The organism is Vibrio rotiferianus CAIM 577 = LMG 21460 (assembly GCF_002741985.1).
Lineage (GTDB): Bacteria > Pseudomonadota > Gammaproteobacteria > Enterobacterales > Vibrionaceae > Vibrio > Vibrio rotiferianus.
The window spans coordinates 1-16,681 of the sequence record NZ_APHW01000098.1 but is presented as its reverse complement, the minus strand read 5'-3'; the positions used below and the strand labels follow the sequence as shown (position 1 = coordinate 16,681).

At 46.4% G+C, this 16,681-nt stretch carries 19 protein-coding genes, 1 rRNA gene, 1 pseudogene and 1 riboswitch; of the genes and pseudogenes, 6 read left to right on the top strand and 15 right to left on the bottom strand.

The features are described from left to right. The first annotated feature begins 58 nt into the window (after positions 1–58). Complete coding sequence (locus tag B853_RS16805; RefSeq protein WP_038883595.1) at positions 59–502, top strand: c-type cytochrome; 444 nt, start codon at positions 59–61, stop codon at positions 500–502. A 69-nt stretch (positions 503–571) separates the two neighbouring features. Beyond that, a complete protein-coding gene (locus B853_RS16800) occupies positions 572–1,231 on the top strand; it encodes a hypothetical protein (RefSeq protein WP_038883597.1) in 660 nt (219 codons plus the stop codon). A 14-nt stretch (positions 1,232–1,245) separates the two neighbouring features. Here B853_RS16800 and B853_RS16795 read toward each other — a convergent pair whose 3' ends face one another. The 14 genes and pseudogenes from B853_RS16795 to thiD all read right to left on the bottom strand — a co-directional run bounded on the left by B853_RS16795 (position 1,246) and on the right by thiD (position 11,337). Further along, positions 1,246–1,695, bottom strand: a complete 450-nt coding sequence (locus tag B853_RS16795) for a GNAT family N-acetyltransferase (protein ID WP_038883599.1) — start codon at positions 1,693–1,695, stop codon at positions 1,246–1,248. A 74-nt stretch (positions 1,696–1,769) separates the two neighbouring features. After that, positions 1,770–2,270, bottom strand: coding sequence for a GNAT family N-acetyltransferase (locus tag B853_RS16790; RefSeq protein WP_038883601.1), 501 nt, complete (start codon positions 2,268–2,270; stop codon positions 1,770–1,772). A 60-nt stretch (positions 2,271–2,330) separates the two neighbouring features. Further along, on the bottom strand, positions 2,331–2,801 hold the full coding sequence (locus B853_RS16785) for an HAD family hydrolase (protein ID WP_038883602.1): 471 nt from the start codon (positions 2,799–2,801) through the stop codon (positions 2,331–2,333). A 118-nt stretch (positions 2,802–2,919) separates the two neighbouring features. Further along, positions 2,920–3,384, bottom strand: coding sequence for a GNAT family N-acetyltransferase (locus B853_RS16780; RefSeq protein WP_038883605.1), 465 nt, complete (start codon positions 3,382–3,384; stop codon positions 2,920–2,922). A gap of 9 nt (positions 3,385–3,393) precedes the next feature. Beyond that, the gene (locus B853_RS16775; RefSeq protein WP_038883607.1) at positions 3,394–4,125 is read right to left on the bottom strand and encodes an SDR family oxidoreductase; all 732 of its coding nucleotides are present in this window, start codon (positions 4,123–4,125) and stop codon (positions 3,394–3,396) included. Between the two features lie 9 nt (positions 4,126–4,134). Beyond that, a complete protein-coding gene (locus tag B853_RS16770) occupies positions 4,135–4,653 on the bottom strand; it encodes a GNAT family N-acetyltransferase (protein WP_038883627.1) in 519 nt (172 codons plus the stop codon). 156 nt (positions 4,654–4,809) lie between these two features. Next, positions 4,810–5,535 (bottom strand): phosphatase PAP2 family protein, encoded by a 726-nt coding sequence (locus B853_RS16765; RefSeq protein WP_038883608.1) that lies wholly within the window; start codon positions 5,533–5,535, stop codon positions 4,810–4,812. A 188-nt stretch (positions 5,536–5,723) separates the two neighbouring features. Next, on the bottom strand, positions 5,724–6,338 hold the full coding sequence (gene thiE / locus B853_RS16760; RefSeq protein ID WP_038883610.1) for a thiamine phosphate synthase: 615 nt from the start codon (positions 6,336–6,338) through the stop codon (positions 5,724–5,726). Between the two features lie 64 nt (positions 6,339–6,402). Beyond that, positions 6,403–7,193, bottom strand: a pseudogene (thiM, locus tag B853_RS16755) (hydroxyethylthiazole kinase). 12 nt (positions 7,194–7,205) lie between these two features. Beyond that, positions 7,206–7,874 carry a thiaminase II gene (gene tenA, locus B853_RS16750; protein WP_038883614.1) on the bottom strand — a complete coding sequence of 223 codons (669 nt, stop codon included), beginning with the start codon at positions 7,872–7,874 and terminating at the stop codon, positions 7,206–7,208. 54 nt (positions 7,875–7,928) lie between these two features. Beyond that, entirely contained in the window at positions 7,929–8,879 is a 951-nt protein-coding gene (locus B853_RS16745; RefSeq protein ID WP_020195161.1) for an ABC transporter substrate-binding protein, read from the bottom strand. Between the two features lie 47 nt (positions 8,880–8,926). Next, on the bottom strand, positions 8,927–9,727 hold the full coding sequence (locus B853_RS16740; protein ID WP_009706843.1) for an ABC transporter permease: 801 nt from the start codon (positions 9,725–9,727) through the stop codon (positions 8,927–8,929). Continuing rightward, positions 9,720–10,475, bottom strand: a complete 756-nt coding sequence (locus tag B853_RS16735; protein WP_038883617.1) for an ABC transporter ATP-binding protein — start codon at positions 10,473–10,475, stop codon at positions 9,720–9,722. Before B853_RS16735 ends, B853_RS16740 begins: the two co-directional genes overlap by 8 nt. Further along, on the bottom strand, positions 10,465–11,337 hold the full coding sequence (thiD, locus tag B853_RS16730) for a bifunctional hydroxymethylpyrimidine kinase/phosphomethylpyrimidine kinase (protein ID WP_038883619.1): 873 nt from the start codon (positions 11,335–11,337) through the stop codon (positions 10,465–10,467). The genes B853_RS16735 and thiD overlap by 11 nt, the downstream gene beginning before the upstream one ends. 108 nt (positions 11,338–11,445) lie before the next feature. After that, positions 11,446–11,558, bottom strand: a riboswitch (TPP riboswitch). A gap of 481 nt (positions 11,559–12,039) precedes the next feature. Here thiD and B853_RS16725 point away from each other — a divergent pair. Next, complete coding sequence (locus B853_RS16725) at positions 12,040–13,425, top strand: TldD/PmbA family protein (RefSeq protein ID WP_038883622.1); 1,386 nt, start codon at positions 12,040–12,042, stop codon at positions 13,423–13,425. Continuing rightward, positions 13,425–14,768, top strand: coding sequence for a TldD/PmbA family protein (locus B853_RS16720; RefSeq protein ID WP_038883624.1), 1,344 nt, complete (start codon positions 13,425–13,427; stop codon positions 14,766–14,768). The genes B853_RS16725 and B853_RS16720 overlap by 1 nt, the downstream gene beginning before the upstream one ends. Before the next feature lie 63 nt (positions 14,769–14,831). On the opposite strand, the gene trmY is transcribed toward B853_RS16720, so the two are convergent. Beyond that, a complete protein-coding gene (gene trmY, locus B853_RS16715; protein ID WP_010453333.1) occupies positions 14,832–15,431 on the bottom strand; it encodes a tRNA (pseudouridine(54)-N(1))-methyltransferase TrmY in 600 nt (199 codons plus the stop codon). Positions 15,432–15,589: 158 nt separating this feature from the next. Here trmY and B853_RS16710 point away from each other — a divergent pair, with 158 nt between their 5' ends. Both B853_RS16710 and B853_RS16700 read left to right on the top strand, forming a co-directional pair. Continuing rightward, complete coding sequence (locus B853_RS16710) at positions 15,590–16,114, top strand: DUF3087 domain-containing protein (RefSeq protein ID WP_038883626.1); 525 nt, start codon at positions 15,590–15,592, stop codon at positions 16,112–16,114. A 468-nt stretch (positions 16,115–16,582) separates the two neighbouring features. Then, a 16S ribosomal RNA gene (locus B853_RS16700) occupies positions 16,583–16,681 on the top strand; the annotation flags it as partial.

Here is a 16,681-nt window from a genome sequence, read left to right as displayed (position 1 = left end):
ATTGTTATGTAAATTTATTTGCAACCACACAGCAATAACGAAAAACCAGGAGAACGAAATGAAAAAGACATTGGCACTGATTGCACTTTTACCGACCATCTTTGTATCAACAGCAGTGTTTGCCCAAGACTTCAGCGCTCAAATCGAAACGCGTCAGAATGCATTTGAGCAAATAGAGTCGCTATCGAAACAAGCCGATAAAACATTGAAAGGTAGCAATACCGATTGGCACGCGCTAGAGCAGATTGGTGTTGAGCTCACTCGCCACAGCGCACAACTGCAACAAGCGTTTCCAGAGGGAAGCCAAGCTGAGAGCAAAGCGAAGAAAGAAGTGTGGAGCAAACCAGATAACTTCAATCGCTTGATGCTGCAAATGGATGAAGGGTTTGCACAGTTGTATCAAGCTGCGCAGAACCAGCAAGTTTCATCGGCTGAGGCAGGACTTAAGCAAGCTCAGAGTACTTGCCGAAGCTGTCATCGTGCATACCGCAGTCGTTGGTAATCAAGTGATCCACAACATTGAATTTATATTGAAGCAAAAAAGAAAATCGTTAAGTGAAAAGGTAACCTTATGAAAAAACTCATTCTATTAAGCACGCTGACTGTGGCTTCTTTCTCTAGCTTTGCTGCTGATTACGGTGTGGAACTGGCTTGGAACACTAATGATTCGGAACAGGTTCTCAAAACACTGCCAGAGCAGAAAGCCGCTTTTAGCCAACTGATCGAACAAGGTGATGTGAAAGACATGTTTGTTTTACCAAGCAGTATTGATGGTAAACCAGTACAGATCCTGCGTTTCGTGTTGTCGGCTGATAACGAGGCGGAAGTTGCCACTAAATTGCAGGACTTACCTATGTACCAGCAAGACTTGGTGAAGATCGCGAGCATTCAACCACTAGGCGCCAAATGGTTAGACAACACGCCAGAAAGTGATAACTACAGTGTGACGTTGCGTTGGAAAGAGGGCATTGAGGCGTTAGAAATGGACCGCGTATTGGGTGTCGATCTGCAGCGAGTGATCAGCTTGAACAACTCCGGCTTAGTCACGTCGTCTTACATCAATACCCAAGTGTTGGAGAATGGTGTTGAGCGTCCGATTTACTCCGTCGCCGTATTGGCGAAAGATGCCCAGCAGGCGCAAAACCTGATGTACTCTTTTGAAGCGGTACAGCTTGGGTATGCGACTTTTGAAATTGAATACTTGGGTAAAAAGTTGGATATGAAAAGCTAGCTAAGCCTTTATGTTTAAAGGTCTAGATACAGACGCAGCATGTCTTTGTGCTGGATACCGTTCTCCCAAATTGGTTCTGGGTAGTGGAGTAAGAAGTGATCTTTATCCACGCTCTCTACCCTGAAACCCAAGCGTTGATAGTAAGTCGGTTGGTAACCAAACGTCCCCGTTCCTAATATCAACTTTTGAAAAGATTGGTCTTTTAACTCTTCAATGGCAAATCGCAATAAATCTGAGCCAATACCGCGTTGTTGATGCGTAGGTGCCACTGAGACGTTCATGATTTCAGCCTGCGTTTCTGAAAGCGGAAGCACCACGCATGTTCCGACGATCTTGTTCTCTTCCAGCGCAACAAAACTCAATGAATTTGCAAGATAGCGATTAACGTTGTCTTGGTCTGGATCGGCTTCTAATAGCAAAGCCATCGGGATTTGATTTGGCGATAAGGGTTTATATTCAATCATCACAAGTACGCGGTAAATATTGGGTTCCGATCAGTATATCGCAAAGGCAATGTGGTCTTGCTACTAGAATCAACTTACGGATGCTTTAAGACCATTTTCTGACTCATCAGATATTTGCCGTTAGGCAGTAGCACTTCACCTAACTCGCCACAATGCTCGAAGCCAAACTTCTCATACAAGGCAATCGCAGGATGGTTGGTCTTGTAAACATTCAACGCAATAGTGTCATAGCCATATTGCCAACCGCTTTGAATGGCGGTGGTGAGTAGCTTCTTTCCTAACCCTTGGTTTCGATAGTGGCGGTCAATATGAATGCCGAGAATGCCCGTTTTAGCGAACTCTCCTCCTTCGTAGCCACACATTTCGGCCGGGAAGATTTCGATGCTTCCGACTAGGCGTTTTCCATCGAAGGCCACAAATTGGGGAATGGATTCTTTTTCCACACGAGTGATTACCTCACTCAGCATCGCTTTGTCTGGCGCTGGCGAGCGTAAGTATTCTCCTTCCTCATAAACGCGATTCCAGAGCGAAATAAAGTGGTCAATGTCGTTGACGGTAATCGGTCTAATCTGCATTCATCTTCCTTGATTGGTGCATAAAGTTTAGTGGCTTAAGTGTATTTGTGTGTATGCCGGTTAGATGCGTAGCAACTCGGACAAACAACGTATTTGATTTGGGATGGGTTTGCTTGGTATTGGGAGGTCTTGAGGATTGAACCAAACGACGTTTAACCCTGCGTCCATTGCTGGGTAAATGTCTTTTTCTGGTAAGTCGCCAACCATAGTAAGTTGGCTCGGCTCAACGCCCAATTGTTTTGCGACCGCAAGATAAAAATCAGGCTGATTCTTGGCAATCCCAAGGTTGGCAAAGCAAAAGTAGCTAGAAAGGTATTGGTCGAGCCCGACTCGTTGAAACGCTTTTTGCACATCTTCCATCGCGGAATCTGATGCGCTGGTCGCGATATAAACTTGGTGATGTTGTGTGAGTTGAGCCAGAGTCTCTTTGGCTTGAGGAACGGTTTCAACGTGTTCCCAATCGCACATTTTTCCTTGTGCGTGAGGAAAATCGACCATCAAGGTGTTTCCCCAATCGAAAAGATAAATCATGTTCGAATCTCCTTTATTCGTACATCATATCGTCTTTTCGAAAAGGGAAAAAAAGCAAGAAAGATAAATGCGATTCACGTTAGCTTTAACAGTAAAATTCGCTTAAATGCCGTGATCGTTACAAACATTTCATCATAAGGCGGGAGTTGGGAACAAACCCCAGCTTGTCGTAAAACTGCTGCGCATTGTGGTTGAACTCCATGACTTCTAAGCGGACTTGAGTTGCACCTGACTCGCGTGCCCATTGCTCAACGGCCGCCATTAAGGCTCGGCCAACGCCTTTTGACTTCTGATTTTCATCGACGACGATGGTGCCAATGCGGCAAATTGGGTCTTTGATTAAAAAGCTGATGGTTTCATTTTGTGTGATGGTTGCGGTTATAAAACCAAGTACTTGTTGGCCTTCCTCTGCAACGAGAAACAATCGTTCTTCATCAGCTAACATATTAATCAAAAATGTTCGGTCTTCTTCTGATGGAGCAACAAATGCCTGTGGTGCATAAAGGTGGTGAAGCTCATTGATCTGCTTGTTTAAATCAAAAAGTGCATTGAGATCGTCGGGTGTCGCTGGTCTGATTTTCATTGTTGCTCCTTAATTTCCGCCAGCAAGATCGATAAACGATCCGGTGACATAAGAAGCTTCATCACTGAGTAGCCACACGATGGCATTGGCTACTTCATCTACCGTACCACCTCGCTTGAGGGGAATTTTTTCACTGAGCCTGTCGACTCGATTCGGCTCGCCGCCATCGGCATGGATATCGGTATAAATGCAGCCTGGGCGAACACCGTTTACGCGGATGTTATGCTCAGCTAATTCCAAAGATAACCCCTTGGTTAGCGAGTCCATTGCGCCTTTAGAGGCGGCGTAATCAACGTATTCAAATGGCGCACCAGAGCGGGATGCGGCAGAAGAAACATTAACAATCGAATTGCCAGATTCAAATCGTTTTGCTGCTTCTCGACAACAAAGAAAACAGCTCGTCACATTAGAGTTCATCACAGTTTGGAATCGCTCAAGGCTCATGTCCGCAAGACGAGATTGGGTGAATAAGATGCCCACGTTGTTGACGAGGTGAGTGACTTTTCCGAGTGCTTGTTCGGTTTGTTCAAACAATGAGAGCACCTGCTGCTCATCGGAAACATCCGCTTTGATGGCAATGGCTTTACCGCCAATTTCCTCAATTTCACGAACAACTTTCGCAGCAGCCTTGGCTTTTGCGCGATAGTTAACGCATACGGCATAGCCTTGTTTGGCGAGTAATTTGGCGGTTGCGGCTCCAATGCCTCGGCTTGCGCCTGTGATGATGACTACTTTCTGCAAAACACGTCCTTATTTTTGTAATGAATAGAGCTTATCTGCGTACTTTTTCCCACCTATTTCATAGGCTTCAGGGATGGTCTCGGTGAGTTTGAAGCCACATTTTTCCAGCACTCGTTCAGAGCCAATATTGCCTTCTGTGACCGTGGCGGAAAACTGAGAAATCTTGTGCTGATCAAACGCCCACTCAATCACACCGGTAAGGGATTCCGTACCAAACTGTTGGCCATAAAATTCTGGCAGCAATAAATACCCGACTTCAGCAATACCATCTTGCAATACAAAGCCAGTGATGCCGATTGGTCGTGCACTTTGTTTTTCATAAATCACCAAACATAACCAATGCTCGCTTTGCGGTGTCCATGCCGGTAAACGTGATTCGAACTTTTGGCGCATTTCGTCTTCGGTCGGTGGGTCAAAACAAAGCGCGATGATTTGTGGTTCGCTACTCAAGCGGCGATACAGATCCCAATCACTTTTCGTTAGCGGTTTAAGCTCAGTTCTTGGGGTGGCAATAGGGAGAAATAACACGTTTGATTCACCTCCATGTGAGTTCACATATCTCATACAAACATACCAAAAGAGCTTTGATAAACAATAGCTTTTGTTTCATAAACTGCTTTTTCAGGCCCGGATAAAGAAGAAGCCAGCAATTGCTGGCTTCTTCTTACCTGTGATTAGGAGGCTTTATTTCGCGGCCAGCGATATAAAAGGTGCTTTCTTTGTCACTTTGAATACTGGAAGTAAACTAAACACGATGGCGACAAATACCACTGAACCAACCAAATCCTCAATTCTGTGCATGCCGAGCCACAAACGGCTGTACGCCACGCCCATTGCCCACACCCATAAGGTAGCAGCAGAGAAATAGCATTTGTTCTGCAAAAATAACCCACCAAAGAAGGCTAAACAGATAGAAACGAAAATCGTATGCCCCGATGGGAAGGAATAGTCTTTTTCACCTTGCCAGTGACGAGTGCGCCATTCACTGACTTTTTCGGAGATCTCACTAATCACACTCGCTTGCTGAGCGGTTTCTAGTTGATAAAACGCTTCTGGATGCTCAATCAATTGTTCTGCAGCAAGCAGCTCGGTGTAGGGACGCGGGCTTTCTGTCATCAGCTTCAAGCCTGTTTTGCTGGCAAAACCAATCACCAGTAACAATCCCAGCATGGAGAGTTTTTGCATCCAATCAGACTGGCTAGGTTTGTAGCGGTAAAGCGACAACACCAACAGCGTAAGTGTGATCAAAAAGCCTTTACTGCCCGCAGAATCGGTTAGCAGAGTAAAGAGAATGCCAGTGCCGTCAGAAACATGAGAAGTAAGATCGTGATACGAGGCAAAAAGCGAAAGTGGGATGATGCCAAGAATGAACAAGGCGAGCATCATCAAACCGTATTTTTTAGTTTTCATGAAAAGTCATACAGCAGTCGAAAATAGGCGGCTATCTTACGACAACCGATGTGAAAAACTTATCAACGCTCTGTCAATTCGAGCGTGAAAGTGACATCGCAGGTCTTCGTTGTGAAAGGAGGGGCTGTTGAAAGTTTTGAGAGGTGAACGCGCTCATCCATAAGCGCTTTGTTCAGGCGTGAGCAAGGTTAGCGCATCAACCCTAACAGATATTCCGATGCGGCTTTTGGATCTTCCGCGTGGCAAATTGCTGAAACCAAAGCTAAGCCATGAACACCGGTGGCGCTAAGCTGCGGAATGTTACTTTCGTTAATGCCGCCAATAGCAACAATCGGCAGTGAAGTCGTCTCTAACGCCATCTTCAACCCATCAATACCCCAATGTTTTTTGGTGTTGGTTTTGGTTGGCGTCGCGAAGATTGCGCTCAAACCGATGTAATCAATCGGGAGAGAGTCCGCTTCTGCAAGTTGCTCTTCATTTTCGATGGATAAGCCGAGGATTTTGTTTGGTCCAATCAACTCACGAGCGATATTTGCTGGCATATCTGATTGCCCGAGGTGAACCCCATCAGCATCGACAGCCAGTGCGACATCAACGCGGTCATTGATGATCAAAGGCACATCGGTATCTTTAAGGATGTCTTTGACGGCTTGAGCACGTTCGATGAACGCACGCACATCGCCGTGTTTTTCGCGGACTTGTACCATGGTCACGCCACCTTCCACGGCTTTTCTCACAACACGCTTTAGTGTGGCTAAATCTTGTCGATCATCGGTGACCAAATATAAACGATAGGCGTTCATTGGGTTTCCTTTAAGCCTCTCATTGAAAGAGGATTGAGAGGCTAGTGTTAAAAGAGAGAAAAGCTTAGCTCACTTGGAGTTTTAGGCGTTTTGCCAGTGTCTCTTCATCTAGCTGGTAAAGCTCATCCAACAGGTTCATTTGAAGGCTACCTGGGCCGCGAGCTTGTTCCGCTGCAATCTCGCCAACAACGCCTAGTACCGCCGCTGCAGCAAGTCCGGTGTTATCACCAACAGCAGCAAAAGCGCCTGTTAGAGCCGTTAGCGTACAGCCCATTCCGGTTACGTATGGCATCATCTCGTGACCGTTGTTTAGCTGCACAGTTTGTTCCTTCGTGACGATGTAATCAGTCTCGCCAGAAATCACCACACTTGCACCGTACTCTACGACTAAGAAGTTGCTGCGCCAAGTGCTGCGTCGCTGCTGTCTAACGCATCGACTCCTTTGTTTTGTGCTTGCTCGCCAGCGAGAGCGATGATTTCGGAGGCATTACCACGAATGATTAACTTGCCTGCAAGGCGTGCGATCTCACGTGATATCTCGGTACGCAGTGAACTTGCTCCGCAACCGACAGGATCGAGCACAACGATTTTGCCATTGGCATTGGCTTGCTCTACGGCATAGCTCATACGCGGTGTCCAAACGCTGTCTAGGGTACCGATGTTGATAACCAGTGCGCCAGCGAACGACATCATCTCGGCCATTTCCTGCTTGGAGTGCGCCATGATTGGAGAAGCGCCGATGGCCAATAGCGCGTTTGCCGTGTTGTTCATCACCACGTAGTTAGTGATGTTGACGACTAACGGCTTTTGCTGGCGTACTGCGGTTAATGCTTGGGTGATTTGTTCAATTAACATGAGACTCTCCGATTAATCTTGCTGAGCGTTCAGACCTTGTTGCCAGAATGCCACTTCCATACGCGTTGCGGTTTTGAATACCTGAATCAGGTTTTGACCGCGTTGGTTGTTGATATCGATTTCCGCCAATAACTGGTTAAAGTGTTCTGCACCTTTTGCGACACCAGATTGGAATTCCTCACCACCGTAGAGGTTGATCCAACTTGCGTATGGGTTGCCTTCGAGCACAGTGTTTTCGTCTTCAATCAGCATCTTACCGATAACTGCATAACCGATAGAGCATGGCGCTAGTGCCGCGTAAAGATCAACAAGATCGCCCGTCATGCCAGCATCCAACACGTAACGGGTGTAAGCTACCGTGCCGAAATCTTCTGGCTCGTTTTCTAAGTCGGATTCTGTCAGTCCCCATTGCTCACAGTAAGTCACGTGGTGGGCGATTTCAGAATCGAGCAATGCATGTACGCTTGGGAGAGCACGGCGCATGTCATCTAAAGTACGCGCTTTGTAGATCGCTAATGCGTAAGCTCGTGCGTACTGTTTTAGGAAAAGAAAATCCTGCTTTAGGTAATGCAGAAAACAAGGTTGAGCCAGAGTGCCTTTCGCCAATTGCTGCACGAAAGCATGCTCGGTGTATTCTTGCCAATCTTGGTAGCAAGCGTCGATCAAATCTTGGTATTTCATTATGGGTATCTCGTTATCAAAAGACCCTAGGCTTTGAGCCTAAGGTCAGTAGCATTAGTCAAAGCTCGGTACGTAATCTTTCGCTTTTGGCAGTGTTTCGATGATTTTTTGTGAATACATGAATTCGGCATAATCATCGTAGCGTTTCAGATCTACTGCAGATGGACGAAGAGCGAAACGAGTTAGCGTGTCATTCCAAGCGCGTTGGTTAAGCTCGTTGTTGAGGGTGTCTGGTGAATAAGCCACAAACTCTTTCCAAGATTCTTTTGGATGGTTAACGATGTAAGTGGTCGCTTGCTCTAGTGCTTTGTTGAATGCCTTGATGGCTTCTTTGTCGTAGGTTTTTGCATTGGCTACGAAGACTAACTCGTCATACGCTGGCACGCCGTGTTCTTCAGGGAAAAAGGCCTTAGCTTTATAACCTTCTAGTGCAAGTTGGTTGGTTTCGAAGTTACGTAGACCACCCCAAATCGCATCCACCTTGCCAGACGCAAGAGATGAAGACAGCGCCCAACCTACGTTGATGATTTGTACGTCAGAAAACTTCACGTTCTCTTGCGCAAGCATGGTGCCGATTGTCGCTTCTTCGTTGCCTGCGATCGCAATACCGATCTTCTTGCCTTTCAAGTCGCCAAGGTTTTCATTCTTACCGTTGTCCAACACCATCAACGTGTTGAGTGGCGTGGCAATCAAAGTCGCAGAGCGAATTAGTGGCAAACCAGCCGCGACATCGATAGTTAGGCTTGGTTGGTAAGAAATCGCCATGTCGACTTTACCCGCCGCGACTAACTTAGGTGGTGTGCTTGGATCTGCAGGCTCTTGAATATTGACCTTCAAACCTTGTTCTTTGAAGTAACCACGCTCTTTGGCAATCACGATAGGACCATGGTTTGGATTGACGAACCAATCCAGCATCAGCGTCATCTCTTTTTCAGCAGCGAGTACGTTGGTTGATACCACTGAAGCGAGTAGAGCAGCAGCGCTCATAAGTTTGTTTTTATTCACGGGGTTCTTCCTTTTCTTTCCCAATTTTCTTTGGTTGTTTTCTGTAATTACTTGCTTTCCCAAGGGATGGCTTTTTTCAATAATTTATCGGTGATGAAGTAGAGTGAGATAGACAGCACGGCGAGGATAAACAGCGCCGCAAACATCTCATCAATGATCATGCGAGCGTTAGCTTGGAGCATCAGATAACCCAAGCCTTCACTTGAACCTACCCACTCACCGACCACTGCTCCAATTGGCGCAATAACGACGGCAACACGAATACCTGAAGCTAAAGTTGGTAGGGCGGCTGGCAATTGAATATGACGAAGTAACTGCCATTTAGACGCACCCATGGTCTTGGCAAGGTCGAGGTAACCTGTTGGTGTATTGCGCAAGCCGTCGTAGCAACATGTCGTGACGGGGAAAAAGATGATGATTGCCGCCATGACTACTTTTGATGCAATGCCGTAGCCCAGCCAAAGCATGAGCACTGGCGCGATGGCGAACACAGGGATCGCTTGGCTAGCAATCAGAATGGGCAGTAACCAGCGCTTGAGCGGCTCGAACATCAGCATTTGCAATGCGAACAGCAAACCCATCGATAATCCAAGCGCCAAACCAAGTAAGATCTCTTGCGCGGTAACCCAAGTATGTTTGAGCAAGACATCGTAACGAGTGACCAATCTATCCAGCACTTCAATTGGTGAAGGTAAGATGAAGCTTGGCATGTCGAATACCACCACGACCAACTGCCACAATCCCAAGATCACCGCAGTGCTAATGACCAAGCGCAGAGCCGGATGGGTCACGCGTTCTTTTTTACTAATGCGTGCCGAAACGGAGTTGTACTGAGTCATATCACTCATAGTCTTTCTCCAGTTGATCCAAAATCGCTTGTTGTAACGCTGCACACTCTCCATCGAGAACTCTTGGAGGCTTGGAATCCGGAACGACCAAGTGCTGAGCTTGCGCAGGTGTGCCTTGCAACACATAAAGTTGGTGAGCTAATCGCACCGCTTCTTGTGGGTCGTGGGTAATCAGAACAACCGTCTTATCTTTCAGTAATTCGGCAGACAAGGTTTGCAATTTATGGCGAGTAACCGCATCCAGTGCAGAGAAAGGCTCATCCATCAGAACCAGAGGTTTGTCTTGCATCAGAGTGCGAGCAAGGGCAACGCGTTGTCTCATGCCGCCAGAGAGCTGAGCTGGCTTAGCATCCGCGTAATCGGCGAGTCCCACTTGGCTGAGTAAAGTCAGTGCACGTTGTTTATTTTGCTCTGATGATTGGTCTTGAGAAAATCGAGTGCTGAGGCAGACGTTGTCCAACACATTTAGCCATGGTAGCAACAAGTCTTGTTGCGCCATGTAGGCAATACGTTCGTGTAGGGCGATGCCATCCGTTGTGGTTAATTCACCATGCCATTCGACTTTGTCGTCTAACAACCCAGCTAGATAACGTAGGCTCGTCGTTTTTCCGCAACCACTGCGGCCAAGCAACACAGTCCATTGATTAGCAGGGATAGTCATACTCAACCCTGCTAATGTTGGTGTTTGGCTGTCTTTGTATTGCAGACTTGCTTCGGTAAGCTGAATGCCGAGTGCATTAGCGCACATGCGTGTGACCTGCAAAAAAATGGTTCACAGGACCATGACCTTTACCGACATCCAATTCGTCAGCGTGTGCGATAGCTTGGCTGATGTACTGCTTACCTAGGTGCACCGCTTTGTGCAGGTTGTTGCCTTGACCAAGGTAAGACGCGATAGCAGAAGACAGTGTGCAGCCTGTGCCATGGGTGTTTTTGGTCGGGAATCGCTTGGCACTGATCAGTTCAGAGCTGTCTGGCATGATCAGTAAATCGTTGCTGTTTTCGTCTTTTTCTAAGTGGCCGCCTTTTAACAGCACCGCTTTTGCACCGAGTGCGCGTAAATCAGCAATCATATCGTTCATCTCAGATTCTGACAGAGGCACTGGCTTACCCGTTAATGCTGCGCCTTCGGGTAGGTTAGGGGTAATGATGTCTGCGAGCGGAATCAATTCTTCTTTTAAAGTGCTGATTGCCGACTGTTCCAGTAAAAGATCACCGCTGGTGGCCACCATTACAGGGTCAATCACGAGGTGTTTTGGCTGGTATTTTTTAATTTTGTTGGCAACGACCTTAATGATGTTGGAATCGGCCAACATGCCCACTTTGACTGCAACGATGTTGAGGTCGGTAAATACCGCATCAAGTTGGCTCTCTACATGGTCGAGAGGAATTGGGAAAATCGCAGAAACGCCTAGGGTATTTTGCGAGGTGATAGCGGTAATCACCGAACAGGCAAAGCTGCCAGTCGCGGACATGGCTTTGATGTCGGCTTGAATGCCTGCGCCACCGCCACTATCAGAACCTGCAATCGTCAACACGATCGGTGTGTCTGTTGAAGTCGCTGCTTGTGGCTGTGTTGATGGTTTTTCTTGGCTTGACTGCTGCGCCATGGTCGCTCCTATTACAGACGTAAAGGAACTGACTTGGCCATCGCAAGGGAAGATCGGTGATCAGATCCGTTGAGGCTAGCTGCGTCGATAAAATTCAAGCAGGCTAGTGGCAAAGTGATGATAGTTCCCTACGTCAGTGCTAACTGAATCAGGTTCAACGGGTCTCGAATTTCGATCTCAGCCGATGCATAAAATGCATGGGCCCCCCCCGACTATTTCGTCTAGATAATAGCAGTTCACTCAGTTACGGTGCACGTGTTTTTTCCGGCCAAGAGATAGCAATCGTTTAAATATGAGAACTGGATTCTCTTCGTAATTAGAGCTACAGCGTTGTTAACTGCGCTCACTCGCCCAATCACATAGGCTAACTATGCTCATGGGACTCTTTCGCTTGTTGCCTAGCTGGAACTCTAATTACTTTGTGAATCCAACAACAATGTGGGGGCAGAATTCAGAGTAAATAACGTGCTGCATTGAAACTGGCAGTCCAAGACACTATCTAATAGTGATATATCGACATAATACGTAACGGATCGTCGTTTGATTTAGCAAGGATTAGCACAAAACAAGGTTAAAAAAGTGTTAATATTTAACGCGTTGCCAATATGTCTTTGAGTCATTCGATTTAGGTCATGACTTTAATAAACAGAGTCTAACTCAAAGGTGGGGAAGGCTAGGACGATCAACGAGCAAGGAGATTTCATGCTTAATTCTGTAACAGCGAAAGCGGTGATCGATCATGCCCTCTTTTTAGGGGCTGATTTCGCTGAGCTATTCGTTGAACACCATCAAACCAACACTGTCCAGATCGCATCTGGTGAGGTGGACAAGGTTAACTCGGGTATCGATTTTGGTATCGGTATTCGTCTCTTCTTCGGTCATAAAGTGCTTTACGGTTACACCAACAGCACAGATGAAGCCGAACTAAAACGCGTAACCTCACTACTTGCAGCAAAAGACAAGCGTGAGCAAATCGCCTCAGCAGGTTCTCTCAATCTGAACCGCTACCCAATTCAACATGGTTGTCGTATGCCACTTGGCAAAGACGCTAACCTAGATTCTAAAATTGCTTTCCTATTGCAAGTTGACCAAGCCGCACACGCAGAGAGTGAACATATCAGCCAGTTCATCGGCAGCGTGCTTCAGCGCGAACAACAAGTGTCTATCTTCAACTCTGAAGGTCTACACGTTGACGATACTCGTCACTACATCCGAGTTGCTGGTAATACTGTCGCGCAAAAAGGTAATGAGCAGTCTTCTGGTATGGAAGGTCCAGGCGCTCTTGCTGGTTGGGAGTTCAGTGAACAACTTGATGCGAAAGAGCTAGGTCAAACTATCGCGCAGCAAGCGTTAGTAAAACTTGGTGCGGATGCGTGCCCATCGGGTGAAATGCCAGTAGTGATTGGTAATGGTTTTGGCGGCGTAATCTTCCACGAAGCGTGTGGTCACTTACTAGAAACCACTTCGGTTGCGAAGAAAGCGTCCGTATTCCACGACAAGATGGGCGAAATGATTGCTCACACCGCAGTGAATGCTGTCGATGATGGCACCATGACCAACGAATGGGGTTCGATTCATGTTGATGATGAAGGCATGAAGACTCAGCGCACTCAGTTGATCAAAGACGGTAAGCTAACCAGCTTTATGGTCGATAAAATGGGTGGCATGAAGACGGGTTACGAACCTACGGGATCTGGTCGTCGTCAAAACTACAAGTTCGCACCAACCTCGCGTATGCGTAACACCTTTATCGAAGAAGGCGAGCATTCACTTGATGACATGCTGGCAGGTATCGAACGCGGCATCTATGCGAAGAAGATGGGCGGCGGTTCGGTTCAACCGGGCACGGGTGAGTTCAACTTTGCCGTTCGTGAAGCTTACCTAATTGAAAATGGCAAAATCACCAAGCCTCTGAAAACAGCAACGCTGATCAGCACAGGCCCAAAAGTGCTGAAAGAAATCAGCATGGTCGGCAAAGACATGGCGCTTGCGCCGGGCATGTGTGGTTCCGTGAGTGGTTCAGTGCCAACAACAGTCGGTCAGCCAACGCTGAAAGTCGATAACATTCTGGTAGGAGGCGGTAACTAATGAGCCAAGAACAACAACTTCTTAATGCGGTTGATTACGTCCTATCAGAAGCAAAGCGTCAAGGCGCAGAAGCGGACGTCATTGTAAACCGCAACAACAGCTTTTCTCTGAAAGCGAACCAAGGACAGCTGGATGAGTACAAAGTAAGCTCAAGCCAAGTTCTGGGTGTTCGTGTTGTGAAAGATGCACGCGTTGCAACAAGCTACTCTGAGTCGTTAGAGCAACCAAGCTTAGATTTGATGCTGACAAATGCACTGCAAAGCGCTCGTTTTTCCAAGCAAGACGAACATCAGGCCATTAGTTGCGTGAACAGCCAGATCACGACCGATATAGCTGAGATTGCGCAAGAAGACACAACTTCGGTTGATGAAAAGATTGAAATGTCTCTCGCTCTTGAGCAATGCGTAGTCGCTTTGCCTCACGCTTCTAGTGCACCTTACAATGGTTATAGTGATGGCGAAACGCAATTAATCATCGCCAATACACAAGGCTCGTTGTGCCAACACTTCGAACGCTCGTTTACTTGTTACGCGTACACCTTGTTTGAAAAAGACGGTAAACAGTCGATGGCGGGTAGAATGTCACTGGGTCGTCGTTTTGATGAGTTAAATCCAACTTACTGTATAGAAGGTGGTTACAACCTTGCTCGCGATCTTCTTGAAGGCGTACCAGTGGCCACGGGTAACTACCCAGCAATCTTCCATATCAATGCGCTAGCAAGTTTGTTCGGTGCTTTTGGCAGTGCTTTCTCTGGTGTAAGCGCGATGAAAGGCATTACGCCATTGGGCGACAAGCTTGGCCAACGTGTTGCGAGTGATTTGATTACCTTTACCGACGCGGCTTACATGCCAAATGGTATGGCAATTTCGGGCTTTGATAGTGAGGGTTTTGCTACTCAAGACAATGTCATGATTGCTAATGGTGAATTGAAAACCTTGCTACACAACAGCCAGACCGCAAGTTACTTGGGCGCAGTCTCGACAGCAAGTGCCGCTCGCGGTGCTAAATCGAGCTTAGACGTATCAGCGAATCATAAAGTGATTACGACAGGCAACAGCAGTGCGTCAGAAGTAAAAGCGGGTGAATACCTAGAGTTAGTCGAACTTCAAGGTGTCCATTCTGGTGCGGATGCAGTGAGTGGTGATTTCTCGTTTGGTGCGAGTGGCTTCTTGTGTCGTGATGGTGAGCGCATTCAACCAGTACGTGGTATCACGGTAGCGGGTAACTTCTACAAGATGCTGCAAGAAGTTGAGGCTGTGGGTGATACTCAGCTAATTAACGATAGCCGCACCTTCTTTGCTCCAGACGTACGCTTTGCTCGTTTGAGCATTGGCGGTAAATAACTCTAGCATTCCTATAGAAACAAAAAGAGGACTCAACTGAGTCCTCTTTCTTTTATGGGGTGATTAAAATTCGCGGATGTCCAACTCATTGTGGATCAATACCACACACTGAGAAGCGAAAAGCATCTTAGGACCTAAGCTGATCTTCTCTGTGCCAAGGCGCTTCAAGCTGTTATAAGACTTCTTCGGCATCGGAATATGGTCAGTTAGTAAGAAGCATGGGTTGCCACCGATTTCTACATCACGAACAAATTCGCCTTTTTTATCCAACATATATAGTTGGTGATCTTCCGCCAGTTCTTGCACTAGGCGTTCAAAGCTGACTGTACGAACGGTGATGCCAGGTTCGACTTCACGAAGCTCCTCTTTACCCATACCAACCGAAGCGTCTAAAGCGCGAGCCACTGCTGCAATCAAGGTTGACTCATGGAAGCCGCCAATGTTGGTGATGTCGTTGGAGCGAATGGTAATGGTACGTGAGAAATCTTTTGTGCTTTCTAAAACCAAGTGCACAACCACATCTTCGCGGTGCGATTGAGCAACGAACATAGTGTTCATCATGGTATGAGCAAGAATCTCTGTATGCGCTTCATTACCAACACCTTCTAACAGTGCTTTGCTGGTGGTTGGTGCCGCGCGAGCTCGTAAAACAAAAGAGCGCATGAATTTAGCCTCTATATAGGAAGAGTGAATGCGCGGAAGTATATACCCAAGCAAGGAAGGGATGCGAGTTTAATAGCAAATGTGAACTTACTTACAAAGCTTCGATTGTCGTACGGAGTGTGCTGGTTAGAATAGAGGCAACCTGTTAGGAGCGGTATATGGAAATCAAAAAAATAAACAAACAAGTCTATAGAAAGAAGGTCAACCTAGTGATTGGTGGCTTTGTTGCCTTGCTTGCTATCTCTTCTCTTGCTTTTAGTACTTTATTAATTGTCTTGTTCGGTAATACAGATGTAGTACCTGAACAATCGACGGGGAACTTTCATTGGAACTTAATTGGTGTAGTGCTCGCCTTAGCCACTTCACTGTCTTTGTTGAACCAATTCAAAACACGCCCTTATATGGAAGAAGTGTTGTATGTCTGGAAACTCAAGCAGCTTCACAACAAGATCTTTCGCAAACTGAAAAGCATTAAAGCTGCTTCTGCTGAGCACGATGTAAAAGCGCTGACGATACTTAAGTTCTACTATACGACTCAAAGTCAGGTGTTTGAGTTAGACAACAACACATTAACGATGAGCAGTGTAAGTAAAGAATTAGAGGCAATTGAAAAAATAGAAGCGGCGCAATCACTGGATCTGGATATCACGCGCTTTGAAGAGTCTTGGATAGACACATATTGATTGCCTATTTGCTACTTGAAGTTAACAACTAAGTGCTAAAAATAAGCGTTTGAGTGAGATTTCATCACTCGACGCTTTTTTTTGAGTTTTTTTCTAAAAAAGGGTTGCCAAGAAAAATCATCTCCCTATAATGCGCCTCCGTTGTCAGGGCAAAGCGGAAACGCAAAAGCGGTTGGCAATGAGGCGAAAGAAAAGCTTCTAAAAATTAATTTAAAAAAGTGTTTGACACTAAGAATTAATTCCTTAGAATACGCCTCCGCTTCGATAGCAAAGCTTACGAAGCAAGCTCTTTAAAAATATAGACCTATCAATCTGTGTGGGCACTCGTTGATGATAATCCAATTAGAAACTTCGGTTTCAAATTAGGTTTCAATGAAACGAAGTGACCATTGAATCGAAAGATTCAGCACAGTCAATTCAAACATTACTTATGTAATGTTCAGTATTCATTGAGCCGAACAAAATCTTAAATTGAAGAGTTTGATCATGGCTCAGATTGAACGCTGGCGGCAGGCCTAACACATGCAAGTCGAGCGGAAACGAGTTATCTGAACCTTCGGGGAACGA

Coding starts and splice junctions, on each gene's coding strand:
- B853_RS16805 (WP_038883595.1), top strand. CDS start 59: ATGAAAAAGACATTGGCACTGATTGCACTTTTACCGACCATCTTTGTA.
- B853_RS16800 (WP_038883597.1), top strand. CDS start 572: ATGAAAAAACTCATTCTATTAAGCACGCTGACTGTGGCTTCTTTCTCT.
- B853_RS16795 (WP_038883599.1), bottom strand. CDS start 1,695: ATGATTGAATATAAACCCTTATCGCCAAATCAAATCCCGATGGCTTTG.
- B853_RS16790 (WP_038883601.1), bottom strand. CDS start 2,270: ATGCAGATTAGACCGATTACCGTCAACGACATTGACCACTTTATTTCG.
- B853_RS16785 (WP_038883602.1), bottom strand. CDS start 2,801: ATGATTTATCTTTTCGATTGGGGAAACACCTTGATGGTCGATTTTCCT.
- B853_RS16780 (WP_038883605.1), bottom strand. CDS start 3,384: ATGAAAATCAGACCAGCGACACCCGACGATCTCAATGCACTTTTTGAT.
- B853_RS16765 (WP_038883608.1), bottom strand. CDS start 5,535: ATGAAAACTAAAAAATACGGTTTGATGATGCTCGCCTTGTTCATTCTT.
- thiE (WP_038883610.1), bottom strand. CDS start 6,338: ATGAACGCCTATCGTTTATATTTGGTCACCGATGATCGACAAGATTTA.
- tenA (WP_038883614.1), bottom strand. CDS start 7,874: ATGAAATACCAAGATTTGATCGACGCTTGCTACCAAGATTGGCAAGAA.
- B853_RS16740 (WP_009706843.1), bottom strand. CDS start 9,727: ATGAGTGATATGACTCAGTACAACTCCGTTTCGGCACGCATTAGTAAA.
- B853_RS16735 (WP_038883617.1), bottom strand. CDS start 10,475: ATGTGCGCTAATGCACTCGGCATTCAGCTTACCGAAGCAAGTCTGCAA.
- thiD (WP_038883619.1), bottom strand. CDS start 11,337: ATGGCGCAGCAGTCAAGCCAAGAAAAACCATCAACACAGCCACAAGCA.
- B853_RS16725 (WP_038883622.1), top strand. CDS start 12,040: ATGCTTAATTCTGTAACAGCGAAAGCGGTGATCGATCATGCCCTCTTT.
- B853_RS16720 (WP_038883624.1), top strand. CDS start 13,425: ATGAGCCAAGAACAACAACTTCTTAATGCGGTTGATTACGTCCTATCA.
- trmY (WP_010453333.1), bottom strand. CDS start 15,431: ATGCGCTCTTTTGTTTTACGAGCTCGCGCGGCACCAACCACCAGCAAA.
- B853_RS16710 (WP_038883626.1), top strand. CDS start 15,590: ATGGAAATCAAAAAAATAAACAAACAAGTCTATAGAAAGAAGGTCAAC.